This is a genomic window from Enterococcus sp. BWB1-3 (assembly GCF_016745275.1).
Lineage (GTDB): Bacteria > Bacillota > Bacilli > Lactobacillales > Enterococcaceae > Enterococcus_L.
Genome location: NZ_JADOEP010000019.1, coordinates 31,183 through 46,217 on the forward strand (window position 1 = coordinate 31,183; position 15,035 = coordinate 46,217).

Sequence of the window (15,035 nt, forward strand, 5' to 3'; positions counted from 1 at the left end):
TGATCTATGAGGAAAAAGGTTAACTTTTTTCAATCAGTCAACTTCAAGATTGCGTTATCCTTTATCCTCCTTCTTTTGATCGCTATACAGATTATTGGAGGATATTTTATTCGTGAACTGGAGACGACGACAATCAGTGAATACAAAAAAAATATTGATTTGCAGGTGACTCAGCTCGTTAACTCATTGAGCAATCCGCTAAATAATGAGGACGACAATGTCAGCGCGGATGTTGATACAGATATAAAACGAGTCCTGAGCAGCTTTTCAAATTCAGAATTTCTTGAAGTCAGAGTGATTGACGATAAGGGAATTGTTCGTGCAACCAGTGATTTAAACCAACAGGGAGTGGTTGGTAAGAAAAATGAATACCGTAATCTGAATGAGTTTGTCGCAAAAAAATACCCTGCAGTTGAAAACGGGAAAAGGGTATATATTAATATCCAGCCAATTTATTCCCCGACCGGCGATACTGTCATCGGGGCTGTTTATGTTAAAAGCAACATTGAAAACAAATATAAGGAAGTTACGGATATCGCCCGGATATTTTTTACTGCATCATTGATGGCGGGAATTATCTCTGTCATTGTCACACTGTTGATTTCTCGTTCGATTACTCAGCCTATTGGAGAAATGAAAGAGCAGGCGCTGCGTATCGCAAGAGGCGATTACAGCGGGAAAGTAAAAATCTATGGAAAAGATGAGCTTGGACAGCTGGCGGAAACCTTTAACCAGTTGAGCGAACGAGTGGAAGAAGCGCAGGAAACGATGGAGTCAGAACGAAATCGACTGGATAGTGTGCTTACGCATATGACAGACGGAGTTATTGCAGCAGACCGGCGAGGAAAAGTCATTACTATTAACGAAATGGCTACGACTTTATTAAATGTTAAGGCAGAAGAAGCGATTGGAATGTCCTTGCTGGAGCTGCTGGATATTGATGGAGAATACACGCTGAGAAAGCTTTTAGAGGAGCCGGATGAATTACTGATTGACCGTTCCCTCTCTGATAATCCCGAGGATCAAATGATTTTGAAGGTTGATTTTGCGATGATTCGAAGAGAATCAGGTTTTATTACCGGGATTGTTTGTGTGATGCATGATGTAACAGAGCAGGAAAAAAATGAACAGGAACGCCGTGAGTTTGTTTCCAATGTTTCTCATGAACTGCGTACGCCTTTGACAAGTATGAGAAGCTATATAGAAGCGCTCAATGAAGGAGCTTGGGAAAATCCCGAAATCGCACCGCATTTTCTGAAAGTCACATTGGAAGAGACAGACCGGATGATCCGCATGATTAACGATCTTCTGAATCTTTCCAGAATGGATTCCGGAAATTCTGAATTGCAGATGGAGTATGTCAATTTTAATGAATTAATAAATTTTGTACTGGATCGTTTTGATATGATGGTTGAAAATGACGAGAAGAAATTTGTCATTCGCCGTGAGTTTACCAAGAGAGATCTTTGGGTTGAACTTGATATGGATAAAATTATACAAGTACTAGACAATATTATGAATAATGCCATTAAATATTCTCCAGATGGCGGAGAAATTGTCTGCCGTCTGTTGGAAACCCACAGTAGTGTTATTTTCAGCGTAACAGACAGAGGACTTGGTATTCCAAAGAAAGATTTACCGAAAGTGTTTGAACGCTTTTATCGAGTGGATAAGGCGCGGGCGAGAGCACAGGGCGGTACAGGACTGGGACTGGCAATCTCAAAAGAAGTAATGAAGGCTCATAATGGGGCGATCTGGGTTGAAAGCCGAGAAGGTCAGGGATCAACATTCTATATTTCTCTGCCTTATGAACCTTATGAGGAGGTTTGGTGGGAATGAAAATGACTATTACTGAGAAACTGATTCGGATCGGTCTGATTCTGATGGTTTTGCTAAGTCTCTATTTCAGCTATTCAATTTGGAGCAGTTCTTCAATTAAAGAAGATAGCTTGGAAAATGAGGGGCAGGTCACTTCTACAACGAAAGAAAGATCCAGCAGCGATGTTTTTCTCCCTCTAAGAATTGTCAGAATGGAGAATGACGAGATAACTGTAAGTACGAGCGAAAGTCTAATCAGCTCCATTCAAAAGGTGTTGAGCAGCAGTATAATTGACCAGCTTTCTTTGGTAAGCAGCGGAAGCGAAGAAGAATACGAAAATTACTATTCAGATAAAAGAGGATTTGAATTTCTTTATGAAGGACGTTTCCTGCTAAGTGAATATCTGTCCGTGTATAATCTTCCGATTGATCTTACTGATATCTCGTTGGCAGAAGAAGTCTATTTCAGCAGTATACAAGTCGATTTTGATGGAAAAAGAATCTATTTTTTTGATTTTGAGAATAAAAATGTTTACTCAGCATTTATCTCGATTGACCAGGAAAAGATAGAAAATTTATTGAAAAAAGACGGAATCAACTATTTTAAGGCTATTGAACGTTCGTCAATTGCAAATAAGCAATACTATATGATGAGCGACCTAAAACTTAAAAAATACAGCTATATTTTAGCATCTCAGCCTATAACACTTTTCAGAAATGCTTTTTTTGCCAATCCGGACAGTGTTCATACAAATGAGGACAGTAACGATCTTTCATATACAAGCGGGGTTGAAAAGCTGGTTATTGACGAAGAAACGAGTACAGTGTATTTTAGTGGAAATCTCCAGGTATCTTCTGAGGATCATAATGTGTATGCTGACAGTTTTGGCTATATGAAAAAATTGGGAACCAATATTGGGAATATACGCTATTTTGATTACTCAGATAATAAAGTGAATTACCGTACATTTGTGGAAGGTTTTCCTGTTTTCAGTGAAAATAATAAAGGGCAGGTCAAAGTCACCATTGATGGAGAAGAATCTGAGCAGCATAAAATCAGCATTGATACAAGTGTTGATATGATTCAGGTACCTATCCCTTCTGAAGAAGAAGTTACTTTACAGGACACTTCTGATTTGTTGGATGAGCTGCTTGCTTACGGTGCAGATATCGAAGGAATTGAATCGCTGATTATCGGCTATAGCTGGCAGACAATCGAGGGTATCACCCAAGTTGTTGATTTAACACCGGAATGGTATATTTTGTATCGTGGACAATGGTATCCGGAGCGCGAATTGCTGCAGAAAATCGTGAATTTGGAGGTGCAGTAATGGATTTTAAGCGGATTGAATGGATTTTTTTCCTGGTTTTCTTAGGGGTAAATATCTTTTTATTCAGTATCTATCGGGAAGGTCTGCAGGATGAAAGTTACGTCTCTTATTCCGAGAAAACAGAAAGCCTGGAAACGCGTCTGAAAAAAGATCAGATTACGCACAAAAAGGAATTGTCTACTAAACGCTCTGAAGGTTACTACCTAAGTGGAGAACAGACAAATTTTTATATGGCTATTCAGGAACAGCAGGCAGCTAAAAATGACTATTCCTATTTAAAAAATATTACCGTGACTGAAAATGGCGTCATTGATTATCCAAGTAATCACTACATTGATCCAGATGAAGTTAATGAGACGTTTTCCGGCTTTCTTAGGGATGAAAAAAGTGTCTTATACGGCAATGAATATACGTATTTACCTCAGTTTTCTAATTTAAACGGTGAATTTCCCGAACTCGTTGCAGCACAATCATATGGAGGTATTCCAATTCATGATGACACGGCTCAGATTACCTTGTCGCTTGAAAAAAGCGAGACAGATGATTTACTTAGAATCGTACAGTATTCGCAGTCTCATATTGGAAATCTGGAAGAGCTGAGAGAAAAAGCAGATCTTTATTCAGAACAGGATGCCATAGAAACACTTTACGTAAACAATAAGATCCCCAGCAACTCAACTATTACTTTTTCAAAGCTGGCTTATTCGCAGATATACAAGATCAGAGAAAAGAATGTTTATGTTCCTGTCTGGTTTATCGGGATATCTTCCAATTCAACGACTCTGCAGGTTGAGCAGGTGAACGCCATGAGCAATACAATTATTACCAGTAATGCGGTTATCAGGGTGGAAAAAGATAATTGATCGTTGTATACTATATACTGATTACATGAAAGATTAAAGGAAGGGAAGCGTAGGAAAAATGAAGCAGGAAAAGGCATTTAATGTCAGTGTGCTTGCCAGCGGAAGTACAGGCAATTCCCTTTTTATAGAATCAAAGGAAAAGAAAATTTTGGTAGATGCCGGGTTAAGCGGTAAGAAAATCACATCACTATTATCTGAAATAGACCGTAAACCGGAAGAGCTGGATGCTATTCTGGTCACTCATGAACACAGAGATCATATTCATGGGGTAGGAGTACTGGCGAGAAAGTATAATCTGGATGTTTATGCCAATGAAAAAACTTGGCAGGCCATGGATTCAATGATTGGCAATGTGAAACTGGAGCAAAAGCATATTTTCGAAATGGGAAAGGTACTGACGTTAGGTGATATGGACATTGAAAGCTTTGGTGTCTCTCATGATGCGGCAGCTCCTCAATTTTATAGATTTTATAAGGATAATAAATCCTTCGTTATTTTGACAGATACAGGCTACTGCAGCGATCATCTCCGGGGGACTGTGCGAGATGCAGATGCCTACCTGATTGAAAGCAATCACGATTTGGGAATGCTTCGTGCCGGTGCCTATCCATGGAGCCTGAAACAACGTATTTTAGGGGATCATGGGCATTTGTCAAATGATGATGGTGCGTTGGTTATGGCTGATGTGATCGGTGCTCATACAAAACGAGTTTATCTTGGACATTTGAGCAAGGAAAATAATATGAAGGAATTGGCGCAAATGGCAATGACTTCTATTTTGAAAGAGTATGGACTTGGTGTCGGTCACACGTTCAATGTTTATGATACTGACCCCGAATCAGCAACAGATTTGTTTTCGATTTAATAATTTAAACAGAATGCATAATGAAGGTGCGACATAAGTGATATGCTGCTCCTATCTAGGACAGAGAAATAATAAAATCCTAGATAGGGGTATTTTGTATGGGAAAAATTGATATCTACTTCTGTTGTCCGATTTTTAGAAGTTTGACAGTTTTAAGGTATGTCTAAGCTTGTTTTCGTATTATTTATTTGTAAATGATACGAAAAAAGGACGGAAAAAATATATGCCTATAATCAACAGTACAAATCATTCGGAAATGGAAACACATGATACATTTATTCGAAATGCAGCGTTCAGTTCTGTGACTCAGGAAACAGGATGGAGCTATGTGAAAAATAACTGGGAACCTCTATATGTTTATTTAGAAGAAGAAGGTGACATTGTTGCTGCGATGTCTGTGTTAATGGTTAAAAATATTGGAGAAAAGAAATTTGCCTACGTTTCAAAGGGACCGGTGATGAATGAATTTTCTTTAGAATATATAAACAGACTAGTCCGTGAAGCAGAAACAGAATTGAAAAAGCAGCAGGTTTTTCTATTAAGAATGGATCCTGAATTTCTTTACTGTGAGGAAATTAACAAGAGTTTGAGAGCAGCAGGATTTATTGTAAGGAATCGGGAATTAGGCGGGAAAGACACGATTCAGCCAAGATATAACATGGTTGTCAATTTAGAAGGAAAATCAGAAGAAGAGGTATTGGAAGGATTTTACAGTAAAACCAGATACCGTATTCGCTATGCCGAAAAAAAGGGATTGGAGAGTAAAGTCTCTTCTAACCGTAAGGATTTGGACATTTTTTATAAATTATATGCCATGACTAGTGAACGGCACAAGATTTCTTATAGACCTCAAGACTATTTTGATCGATTGGCAGATGCATTTCTTGACTGCGGCAGAATGAAGATTATCCTTGTTTTTATTGATGGCGTACCTGATGCCGGCGGACTTTGCTTCATATCTGGAAGGAAGGTCTGGTATATGTATGCAGGAAGCACCCATGAAAATCAAGGTTTGATGGCACCCTATTTAGTGAACTGGGAAGGAATCAGATGGGCAATTAAAGAGAAGAAAGACGGCTATGATTTTGGCGGAGTATTCAGTTTAAACAATGAGGATGGCTTATATCAGTTTAAAAATGGGTTTGTACGTCCGGAGCCGCCGAAAGAATTTATTGGTGAAATTGACAAGATCTATGATCAAAAGGCTTATAAAGTGTTCTTGAATCAGGAAAAATAAATCAATATTTTTGTAATTTTCAGAAAAATTAATGTTATAATGAGAGAGCGATTGATCAAAATGATGTTTACAGCTGAAATCAGTCAGGGGCGCCTGATTGATTTCATGCCTTTTTATTACAGGAGGGGACTAAATGATTTTGTTAGGATCAATTGTCAACGGACTGGCAATTGTTGTCGGGAGTTTGGCGGGTGCGGTTTTACGCAATTTAAGTGAGGCAACGAAGGATACAGTTACAAAAGGAGTTGGATTAGGCGGAATTCTTTTGGGTATTCAGATGTCAATCAAGTCGGAATCATTTATTCTCGTTTTAATCAGCATGTGTCTGGGAGCAATGGTCGGTGAGTCATTGAGAATTGAAGATCGAATGAATCAGTTTGGACTTTATCTTGAACGACGGTTTGCTAAGTCAGGAAGTAATTTTGCAGAGGGCTTTGTCACTGCTTCACTGATTTTTTTAATTGGCTCCATGGCAATTATAGGAGCTGTCGAAAGTGGTGTTTCAGGAAATCATCAAACGCTTTATACTAAAGCTGTAATGGATGGGTTCATGGCGATTATGCTGACAGCTTCTCTGGGAGTTGGCGTACTTTTTTCGTCGATTCCGGTATTTTTGTACCAGGGATTGATTACAATCTTTGCGAGCGTATTAATTAAATATGTTCCAGACCCTTTGATGGATGAATTGATGGCCGGCATCAGTGCAATCGGCGGCTTGATGTTTTTGGGGATTGGAATGAATATTGCTGGAATTACAAAAATCAGAGTATCAAATTATTTACCGGGTATTCTTATTTTAGCAGCAATTATAATCTGTCAATATTACATGTAAATAAAATGAAGCTACTTCAATATACAGCTGACCGGGGCGAACCTGATCAGCTTTTTTTGCATGAAAAAATACACATTCGGCATGAATATGCATTTGAATAGGGTTTTGATGTATATTTTTCCTTTTTATCTATATAAATTAATAAAAAACCATTGACGAATTCCCTGTATAAAACTATAATGTGAAAAACATGTCTTTTATTAAAACGAAAAGGAAAGGGTTAAAACAAATGAAAGTATCCATTATTGGAGCAACCGGATATGGCGGTTTGGAGCTCATTCGTTATTTAGTCAATCACCCTCATGTAGAGATAATATCGATTCATAGTCAAACTGAAACGCAGGCTGTTGATCAGCAGTATCCTCATTTGAAGGGAATACTGTCGATGAAGCTAACAGCGGTTGATCCCGAAGAAATAATGAATCAGAGCGACCTAGTCTTTTTAGCTTCACCATCTGGAATCTCAAAAAAACTTGCATTACCATTTATAGAAAATGATTTTCCTGTAATAGATCTTTCTGGTGATTTTCGTTTAAAAGAGGCTGGAGCTTATGAAAAATGGTATGGAACAGATGCTCAGCATTTTTCCTCAATTGAAAAATTTGATTATGGACTTGCAGAATTTAGAGAAAATCTAAACAGTAAGTTTATTGCAAATCCCGGATGCTATGCTACAGCCTCTGAGCTTTCACTTGCCCCATTGTTGCAAAATCAGCTGGCAGAATTGGATTCAATTGTTATAGATGGAAAATCTGGTCTTTCTGGAGCAGGGAAAGGAATGTCAGCTTCCAGTCATTTTTCACATGTAAATGAAAACATGAGTGTTTATAAAATGAATAAGCACCAGCATATCCCTGAAATTGTTCAGCAATTCCAACACTGGGCACCTGAACTAAAGGGAATTCAATTTACGACTTCCCTGATTCCGGTGACAAGAGGAATACTTGTGACTGCTTATGTTAAGTTGAAGGACGTGTTAAGTTGTGTACAATTGGTGAATCTATACAAATCATGTTATATGGAAAAACCGTTTATCCGAATTCAGGAAGAGGGATGCTTTCCCTGTATTAAGCAGGTTGCGGGCACAAATTTTTGTGACATCGGGCTTGCAGTAAATAAGGAAATGAAGATGGCAACAATTGTTACAGTTATTGATAATTTAGGAAAAGGGGCAGCCGGACAGGCGATTCAGAATATGAATCTTTTTGCAGGTTTTTCTGAAACAGATGGACTCATGCAAGTGCCGATATATCCATAGGGAGATAGTGAGTATGAAAAAAATAGATGGAACCATCGCTTCACCAAAGGGATTTTACGCTGACGGATACCATAGTGGATTGAAACGGAAGAAAAAAGATATTGGCTGGATTTATTCAGAATACCCTGCTCGAGCTGCTGCCGTTTTTACAACGAATGCTGTTCAGGCCGCACCAATTAAAATTACCAAAGAGGTACTTGCTTCAGATTCCTTGCAGGCAGTGGTTGTTAACTCAGGAAATGCCAATGCATGTACAGGAGCAGCCGGTTTGACTCATGCAAAAGAAATGCAGAAGATAGCAGCAAAACAACTCGGTCTTTCCAGCAGCCAAGTGGCTGTGGCTTCGACCGGAGTTATCGGGCAGGAACTGCCCATGGATAAAATAGAAAATGGAATTGCTCATTTAAATAAAACAGGCGGAGAAGCACCCGCTTTTCATGAAGCGATTTTAACCACCGATACACGAACAAAAGAAATTGTTCTTGAAGCAGTTATTGAAAATAGAAGGGTAAAGATGTCCGGTGTGGCAAAAGGTTCTGGTATGATTCATCCAAACATGGCAACAATGCTTGCTTTCATCACTACGGATGCGGCAATGTCCAGAGAGCTGCTGCAGACTATGTTAAAGAAAATAACTGACGAAACTTTTAATCAAATTACTGTGGATGGAGACACTTCCACAAATGACATGGTTTTGCTCATGGCAAATGGAGCTTCTGGAATCTCAGAGATACAGGAGCATACTCAGGAATATGAAATTTTTCAGGAAATGCTTTATCAAGTGATGAAAACATTGGCAATGATGATTGCACAAGATGGAGAGGGTGCAACAAAGTTAATTGAAGCAACAGTAACGAATGGAAAAGATCCGTTGTCTGCGCGAATGATTGCCAAGAAAATTGTTGGCTCCTCTCTTGTGAAAACTGCGATGTTTGGTGCAGACCCTAACTGGGGCCGAATCATTTGTGCAATTGGTTATGCTGACCCATTCGTTAATCCGGAAAATATTGACATTTTTATAGAGGGTCAGCCAGTATTACTCCACAGCCAGCCGCAGCACTTTGACGAACGAGTCATGAAGGAAAAGCTGGGAAAGGAAACCATTACAATAACTGTTGATCTTCACGAAGGAGCGGCTGCCGGCAAAGCCTGGGGTTGTGATCTTACTTATAAGTATGTCGAAATAAATGCACTCTATCATACATGAGATAGAAGAAAGGAACAAAAAGATGAAGGCTTTAATAGTTATTAAAATCGGGGGAGCAGCCGGAGACACATTGACTCCAGGATTTTTCAGTCAGATTCATGCATGGCAGGCAGAAGGAAAAAAAATTATTATTGTCCATGGAGGCGGGCACTATATTTCTGAGATGATGGATTGCCTGAATATTCCCGTCTACTATAAAAATGGGTTGCGGGTAACGACGGATGAAGTATTAAAAATCACTCAAATGGTATTGATTGGACAGGTACAGCCCATGATCACTGTCCGTTTTCAGCAGGAAAATCTTTCAGCTGTGGGCTTGAATACATCAAGCAATAAAATTATTTTAGGTGAGTATCTGGATAAACAAACCATGGGTCATGTAGGGAAAGTGATCGATATCCAAACAGATTTACTGCTTGATTTACTTGAAAAAGATTATATTCCGATCGTTGCTCCTTTAGGAATAACTGATTCTGGAGAGTGGCTGAACATTAATGCCGATGATTCCGCCTGTCAGATTGCTTCGGAATTAAAGGCAGAAACATTATTTTTGTTAACCGATGTTGCAGGAATCAAATACGGAAACGAATATATTAAAGAATTGCGGATTTCCGATATTGAGTCGCTGATTGAGGAACAAGTGATAACCGGGGGTATGATTCCCAAAATAAAAGGTACGGAAAAAGCTATCAAAGAAGGTGTGGGGACTGTACATATTACTAATGATATCTTAAGCAAAGGAACAGTCATAATAGGAAAGAAGGTAGCGATATGAGTTATTTGTTTCCAAACTATCTTAGAAAAAGCATTGAATTTGTTGAAGGAGATAAATGCAGCCTGATGGATGCTCAGGGAAAGCGTTATTTGGATTTAACCAGCGGGATTGGGGTTGTCAACCTTGGATATAATCATCCTGTGTTGAATCAGACACTTCAGGAGCAATCGCAAAAAGTCTGGCACATTCCAAATCTTTATAAGAATAGTTTGCAGGAAAGAGTTGCTGAGAAGCTTGCTGATGGAAAAGAGTATGTTGCTTATTTTTGTAACAGCGGAGCTGAAGCGAATGAAGCAGCTATTAAACTTGCTCGAAAAGCCACAGGTCGAACAAAAATTATTTCTTTTCTTCAATCATTTCATGGGAGAACATTTGGTGCAATGAGTGCCACAGGTCAGGATTCAATTCATGCAGACTATCATCCGCTGGTTCCAGGCTTTATTTATGTTCCTTACAATTCTCTTGAGGGTCTTAAAGAACATCTTGATAATGATACTGCTGCTGTAATTGTAGAGGTTATTCAAGGAGAGGGCGGTGTTATACCCGCAAAACAGGAATGGTTGAAAGAACTGAAAGCAGTCTGCCAAGACAATGGGAGTCTGCTGATTGTTGATGAAATACAAACAGGAATTGGTCGGACGGGTACCTTTTATGCGTCAGATGGTTATGATCTTGTACCTGACATTATTACATTGGCCAAAGGGTTGGGGAATGGTTTTCCAGTTGGTGCAATGCTTGGAAAAAAAGAACTCGCAGCTTCTTTCGGACCTGGCAGCCATGGCTCTACATTTGGCGGAAATCTTTTGGCAATGAGCATTGCAGAGAACGTAATCGATCTGATTAATCAGGAAGAATTTTTATCAGATGTAGCTGTAAAAGGCAAGAAGACAATTGACGAGCTTTCCACAAGATTAAAAGAAAATAGGGTAGTAAATGAGGTAAGAGGCACAGGATTGATGATCGGAATCGAACTGATAAACAGTCAGATTTTGGCGCAGGCCATTGATAAATTACAATTAGCTGGTGTACTGGTCTTGAAAGCAGGAAGTAATGTTCTGCGGCTTTTACCACCGCTGACAATCACAGAAAAGGATCTGGCAAAAGGAGTTGACAAAATCTGTCGAGTATTGGAGGAGATAGCAAATGACTGAAGGACTATATGGAAAAAGTCTGTTGGATTTAACTGAACTGACAGAGGAAAATTTTATTGAGATTATACAGCTGGGAATTGGTATGAAAAAAGATTCAGAAAAATACAAGACGGTATTATCAGGTAAAATCTTGGCTATGATTTTTGAAAAAAACAGTACACGTACCCGAGTTTCTTTTGAAGCAGGTATTATTCAGCTTGGCGGTCAGGCAATTATTCTGGATACTAAAAGTACGCAAATGGGGCGGGGAGAACCAGTTAAGGACACTGCAAAAGTCATTTCTTCTTATGTGGACGGAATCATGATTCGTACATTTTCAGATCAGATGATTCAGGAATTTTCAAAAGAGTCTTCCGTTCCTATTATTAATGGACTGACGGATCATCATCATCCTTGTCAGGTTCTTGCAGATTTTATGACTATTTTTGAGATAAAAAATAAGCTGAAAGGTATTAAACTTGCTTATGTTGGTGATGGAAATAATATGGCACACTCTTATCTTCTTGGCGGAAGCATCGTTGGTATGGACATTGCCATTGCATCACCAAAAGAGTATCAGCCTAACCCGGAATATGTCGAACAGGCACAGAAAATTGCAAACACCTCAGGGAGTCAGATTATTATAACTGATGATCCATATGAAGCTGTAAAAAATGCAGATGTTGTGGTAACAGATGTATGGGCAAGTATGGGAGATGAAGGAGAACAAGAGATGCGTACACAGATTTTTCACGATTATCAGGTTAACGACTCACTTGTTCAGCAGGCAAAATCCGATTATATGTTTTTACATTGTTTGCCGGCTCATAGAGAAGAAGAGGTATCTTCAAAGGTGATAGATGGAGATCATTCTTACATTTATCAGGAAGCTGAAAACCGTCTTCATGCGCAGAAAGCTTTATTGGTTAAACTGATGGCAAAAGAGAAGTAGACGTGGAAAAATTAGATATTGTTAACCAGCAGAGGATTCGGAAGAAAACAGGACTTCCGAATTTTTTTTATTGTTTCCAGAAGTTTTGAGAATAGGTAATTTCTTTATTAATAATGGCTTGAAAGTGAATAAAAAGCTAGATAGCTCTGGTTATCTCAAAAAAAATGAACCGATTGAGGATATTGAGCAAAGAGAACTGAAGGATGAAATTTATAAGATATAATAGAAATGCAGATTTTTTAGCTGTTCTTTTAATAATTTTATCTATATTAGTTTATATTGGAAGAATTTTTGTTTGTAGTTTTAATTACTTTCTAGTAGAATGAAACTGTATGTAATGAAAGAAAAGAGGTGTAGATAAATGGGTTTTACAGATGAAACAGTACGTTTTGACTTTGATGAAAGTCGTAAGAAAGAAGTAAGCGAGACGTTGGCAACTGTCTACCGGGCTTTGGAAGAGAAGGGTTACAACCCAATTAATCAAATTGTGGGATATTTACTTTCTGGAGACCCGGCCTACATTCCTCGTTATCAAGATGCGCGGAATTTAATTCGCCGTCATGAACGGGATGAAATCATGGAGGAACTTGTAAAGCATTATCTATCAAGTTATGGTATCAACCTTCGATGAGAGTGATGGGGTTGGACGTTGGATCAAAAACTGTTGGAGTTGCTGTCAGCGACCTTTTGGGATGGACGGCACAAGGTATAGAGATTATTCGAATCGACGAAGAAAAACAGGAGTTTGGTTTTGATCGTTTAGGTGAACTGATCAAAGAGTACGAAGTGACCAAAATGGTGGTTGGTCTGCCTAAGAATATGAATAATTCTATCGGACCAAGAGCTGAGGCCTCCATGGCTTATGGAAAACAAATCGAGGAAAGATTTCACTTGCCGGTTGTTTTTCAGGATGAACGGTTAACTACTGTTCAGGCAGAACGTATGTTGGTTGAACAGGCAAATACTTCTCGTGCAAAACGAAAAAAAGTGATAGATAAGGTAGCAGCTGTAATGATTCTGCAAAATTATTTGGACGGTGCAGGAAAAAATGCGTAACAGTATGTTTCCAAATTATTTATAGAAGAGGGAGAACGACAATGACAGAGCATAATCATGAGGGACATGAACATATTACGTTAGTAGATGAACAGGGGAATGAAACTTTGTATGAAATTCTTCTAACTGTTGACGGACAGGAAGAATTTGGTAAGAATTACGTTCTTCTATATCCAGCCGGCGTACCTGAAGATGAAGATGTGGAATTACAGGCTTACGCATATATTGAAAATGAAGAAGGCACAGAAGGTGAACTGCAGCAGATCGAAACAGATGCTGAATGGGATATGATCGAAGAAGTGTTCAATACATTCATGAGTGAAGAAGAAGAAAAGTAAGAATATATGAGCTAAGCCCTTGATATATAAGGACTTAGCTTTTTCTATTATTCGTTTGAATATGATAACGAATATGATTCGTTTAGAAATTTAAGTGGCACTTTGTCAACGAATGTTGGTAAGAAAAATCGAGAGAAATAGAGTCGAGTCTAGAGAGAAATTTTCTCTAGGCTTTTTTGTTCAGTTTGAAATGCGCTTCGCCAAAGCAGAGATTGATCCTGAGTTTGACGTTATAAAAGCTTCTGAATCCATAAATATTGCGTTTGAGTACCTTGATATGATTGTTTAAGCTTTCCAAAGGGCCGTTAGAATAAGGTTGTTCAAGGGATCGCTTAATCTTCTTTGACATTTTTTTGAAGGTTTGTATCGTTTTTTGATAGTTTTCTGGAAGAGACATCTTCCAGAAGCGATTGGTGGAAATAAGAAAAATTTTTCTCTCTAAAAAAGATGCCAGTGATTTCTCACCAACATCATAAAGTATAGAGCCCTTAGAAATGCTAAGATTGAAATTACTATAGTAGGGTACAAAAACCCCCAACATCTTAAGAAGCTGGGGACTAAATTCTATACATTGAGTTTTTTATCAGCAATGGCATCGGTGAGAGTTTTAGAGAAATTTAAGTGCATCTCCCGGCCTAGTTTATCAGCCCATTTTGGGATGGTAAGAGTTTTTTTAATAGGCTCTTGGCTATCTAAGTATTCAGAAACATCCACGCTGACCATTGATATAAATGATTTTTCCGGATCGTAAGTATAATTAAGCTCTTCATCATTTTTAAAAGGGTTATTCCCAACAAGTGATAGCTGGCTGATTTGTGACGGTGTAGGGACTTTCCGGCCGTTTTCTATATCATCAGCCAGAGTTATGCCTAACCAATCAGAAGCCATATACATTGCTTCTGTAACCGTATCGCCGCAAGTTCCGCCGAAGTTCTCAAAATCCGGGAAAAAGACGGAATACCCTTCGCTATAACCGTCTTTTTCTGGTTCAAAGTAAAATAATGCTGGAAAAGTTACTAACATTCTTATTCTCCTCCCATCGTTTTAGAACAAGCGGGCTATCTAAGCCCAGCTTGTTTCAATATCCCCATTTCTAACCCCTTCTTGATCTTTTGGGGGACAGTTATAGGTCGGTTAACTCCTGGATACCTCACCTTAACGTGTGAGCCTTTGCCGCCTTTGACTTCTACGCCTCCGTTGGCTACTAGAAGTTTAACCAGTTCTTTTTGTGTCATTGGCATTGTGCACGTATACCCCCTGACATCTATCATTGTATACGTGCTGCACGTGTTTGTCAATGGATTTACTGAAAATGTTGATTTTATCGTGTTGGACAAAAATGTCTGTCCCGTGTATTTTATGCCCTTTTCAAC

Annotated in this window: 16 protein-coding genes and 1 pseudogene; 14 read left to right on the forward strand and 3 right to left on the reverse strand. The window is 38.7% G+C overall.

The genetic code is table 11. From position 1 onward, the window contains the following. The first annotated feature begins 6 nt into the window (after positions 1-6). From walK to IW492_RS12850, 14 genes are all read left to right on the forward strand, one after another. Positions 7-1,839, forward strand: coding sequence for a cell wall metabolism sensor histidine kinase WalK (walK, locus tag IW492_RS12785; protein WP_202068029.1), 1,833 nt, complete (start codon positions 7-9; stop codon positions 1,837-1,839). Then, positions 1,836-3,149, forward strand: coding sequence for a YycH family regulatory protein (locus IW492_RS12790; RefSeq protein WP_229441183.1), 1,314 nt, complete (start codon positions 1,836-1,838; stop codon positions 3,147-3,149). The genes walK and IW492_RS12790 overlap by 4 nt, the downstream gene beginning before the upstream one ends. Continuing rightward, positions 3,149-4,012, forward strand: a complete 864-nt coding sequence (locus IW492_RS12795; protein WP_202068030.1) for a two-component system regulatory protein YycI — start codon at positions 3,149-3,151, stop codon at positions 4,010-4,012. Before IW492_RS12790 ends, IW492_RS12795 begins: the two co-directional genes overlap by 1 nt. Before the next feature lie 58 nt (positions 4,013-4,070). Further along, positions 4,071-4,877 (forward strand): MBL fold metallo-hydrolase, encoded by an 807-nt coding sequence (locus IW492_RS12800; protein ID WP_202068031.1) that lies wholly within the window; start codon positions 4,071-4,073, stop codon positions 4,875-4,877. A gap of 223 nt (positions 4,878-5,100) precedes the next feature. Next, positions 5,101-6,114: a lipid II:glycine glycyltransferase FemX gene (locus IW492_RS12805; RefSeq protein ID WP_202068032.1), complete on the forward strand. Its 1,014-nt coding sequence runs from the start codon at positions 5,101-5,103 to the stop codon at positions 6,112-6,114. A 133-nt stretch (positions 6,115-6,247) separates the two neighbouring features. Further along, positions 6,248-6,946, forward strand: coding sequence for a DUF554 domain-containing protein (locus tag IW492_RS12810; protein ID WP_202068033.1), 699 nt, complete (start codon positions 6,248-6,250; stop codon positions 6,944-6,946). A 229-nt stretch (positions 6,947-7,175) separates the two neighbouring features. Next, positions 7,176-8,204: an N-acetyl-gamma-glutamyl-phosphate reductase gene (gene argC / locus IW492_RS12815; RefSeq protein ID WP_202068034.1), complete on the forward strand. Its 1,029-nt coding sequence runs from the start codon at positions 7,176-7,178 to the stop codon at positions 8,202-8,204. Positions 8,205-8,217: 13 nt separating this feature from the next. After that, positions 8,218-9,411 carry a bifunctional glutamate N-acetyltransferase/amino-acid acetyltransferase ArgJ gene (argJ, locus tag IW492_RS12820; RefSeq protein ID WP_202068035.1) on the forward strand — a complete coding sequence of 398 codons (1,194 nt, stop codon included), beginning with the start codon at positions 8,218-8,220 and terminating at the stop codon, positions 9,409-9,411. A gap of 22 nt (positions 9,412-9,433) precedes the next feature. After that, positions 9,434-10,186: an acetylglutamate kinase gene (gene argB, locus IW492_RS12825; RefSeq protein ID WP_202068036.1), complete on the forward strand. Its 753-nt coding sequence runs from the start codon at positions 9,434-9,436 to the stop codon at positions 10,184-10,186. Next, entirely contained in the window at positions 10,183-11,337 is a 1,155-nt protein-coding gene (locus IW492_RS12830; protein WP_202068037.1) for an acetylornithine transaminase, read from the forward strand. The genes argB and IW492_RS12830 overlap by 4 nt, the downstream gene beginning before the upstream one ends. Then, positions 11,330-12,268 (forward strand): ornithine carbamoyltransferase, encoded by a 939-nt coding sequence (argF, locus tag IW492_RS12835; protein ID WP_202068038.1) that lies wholly within the window; start codon positions 11,330-11,332, stop codon positions 12,266-12,268. The genes IW492_RS12830 and argF overlap by 8 nt, the downstream gene beginning before the upstream one ends. Positions 12,269-12,629: 361 nt before the next feature. After that, complete coding sequence (locus IW492_RS12840; RefSeq protein WP_202068039.1) at positions 12,630-12,899, forward strand: IreB family regulatory phosphoprotein; 270 nt, start codon at positions 12,630-12,632, stop codon at positions 12,897-12,899. Continuing rightward, positions 12,896-13,324: a Holliday junction resolvase RuvX gene (gene ruvX / locus IW492_RS12845; RefSeq protein ID WP_202068040.1), complete on the forward strand. Its 429-nt coding sequence runs from the start codon at positions 12,896-12,898 to the stop codon at positions 13,322-13,324. Before IW492_RS12840 ends, ruvX begins: the two co-directional genes overlap by 4 nt. Positions 13,325-13,365: 41 nt before the next feature. Beyond that, a complete protein-coding gene (locus tag IW492_RS12850; RefSeq protein ID WP_202068041.1) occupies positions 13,366-13,662 on the forward strand; it encodes a DUF1292 domain-containing protein in 297 nt (98 codons plus the stop codon). A gap of 166 nt (positions 13,663-13,828) precedes the next feature. On the opposite strand, the pseudogene IW492_RS18115 reads toward IW492_RS12850, so the two are convergent. From IW492_RS18115 to IW492_RS12865, 3 genes and pseudogenes are all read right to left on the reverse strand, one after another. Further along, positions 13,829-14,053, reverse strand: a pseudogene (locus tag IW492_RS18115) (transposase); the annotation flags it as partial. Between the two features lie 173 nt (positions 14,054-14,226). Beyond that, positions 14,227-14,685: a type II toxin-antitoxin system HicB family antitoxin gene (locus IW492_RS12860; protein ID WP_202068043.1), complete on the reverse strand. Its 459-nt coding sequence runs from the start codon at positions 14,683-14,685 to the stop codon at positions 14,227-14,229. A gap of 35 nt (positions 14,686-14,720) precedes the next feature. Continuing rightward, the gene (locus tag IW492_RS12865; protein WP_202068044.1) at positions 14,721-14,903 is read right to left on the reverse strand and encodes a type II toxin-antitoxin system HicA family toxin; all 183 of its coding nucleotides are present in this window, start codon (positions 14,901-14,903) and stop codon (positions 14,721-14,723) included. Between the last annotated feature and the right edge of the window lie 132 nt (positions 14,904-15,035).

Excerpts from the sequence above, each read along its gene's own strand:
- walK (WP_202068029.1), top strand. The coding sequence starts at position 7 with ATGAGGAAAAAGGTTAACTTTTTTCAATCAGTCAACTTCAAGATTGCG.
- IW492_RS12790 (WP_229441183.1), top strand. The coding sequence starts at position 1,836 with ATGAAAATGACTATTACTGAGAAACTGATTCGGATCGGTCTGATTCTG.
- IW492_RS12795 (WP_202068030.1), top strand. The coding sequence starts at position 3,149 with ATGGATTTTAAGCGGATTGAATGGATTTTTTTCCTGGTTTTCTTAGGG.
- IW492_RS12800 (WP_202068031.1), top strand. The coding sequence starts at position 4,071 with ATGAAGCAGGAAAAGGCATTTAATGTCAGTGTGCTTGCCAGCGGAAGT.
- IW492_RS12805 (WP_202068032.1), top strand. The coding sequence starts at position 5,101 with ATGCCTATAATCAACAGTACAAATCATTCGGAAATGGAAACACATGAT.
- IW492_RS12810 (WP_202068033.1), top strand. The coding sequence starts at position 6,248 with ATGATTTTGTTAGGATCAATTGTCAACGGACTGGCAATTGTTGTCGGG.
- argC (WP_202068034.1), top strand. The coding sequence starts at position 7,176 with ATGAAAGTATCCATTATTGGAGCAACCGGATATGGCGGTTTGGAGCTC.
- argJ (WP_202068035.1), top strand. The coding sequence starts at position 8,218 with ATGAAAAAAATAGATGGAACCATCGCTTCACCAAAGGGATTTTACGCT.
- argB (WP_202068036.1), top strand. The coding sequence starts at position 9,434 with ATGAAGGCTTTAATAGTTATTAAAATCGGGGGAGCAGCCGGAGACACA.
- IW492_RS12830 (WP_202068037.1), top strand. The coding sequence starts at position 10,183 with ATGAGTTATTTGTTTCCAAACTATCTTAGAAAAAGCATTGAATTTGTT.
- argF (WP_202068038.1), top strand. The coding sequence starts at position 11,330 with ATGACTGAAGGACTATATGGAAAAAGTCTGTTGGATTTAACTGAACTG.
- IW492_RS12840 (WP_202068039.1), top strand. The coding sequence starts at position 12,630 with ATGGGTTTTACAGATGAAACAGTACGTTTTGACTTTGATGAAAGTCGT.
- ruvX (WP_202068040.1), top strand. The coding sequence starts at position 12,896 with ATGAGAGTGATGGGGTTGGACGTTGGATCAAAAACTGTTGGAGTTGCT.
- IW492_RS12850 (WP_202068041.1), top strand. The coding sequence starts at position 13,366 with ATGACAGAGCATAATCATGAGGGACATGAACATATTACGTTAGTAGAT.
- IW492_RS12860 (WP_202068043.1), bottom strand. The coding sequence starts at position 14,685 with ATGTTAGTAACTTTTCCAGCATTATTTTACTTTGAACCAGAAAAAGAC.
- IW492_RS12865 (WP_202068044.1), bottom strand. The coding sequence starts at position 14,903 with ATGCCAATGACACAAAAAGAACTGGTTAAACTTCTAGTAGCCAACGGA.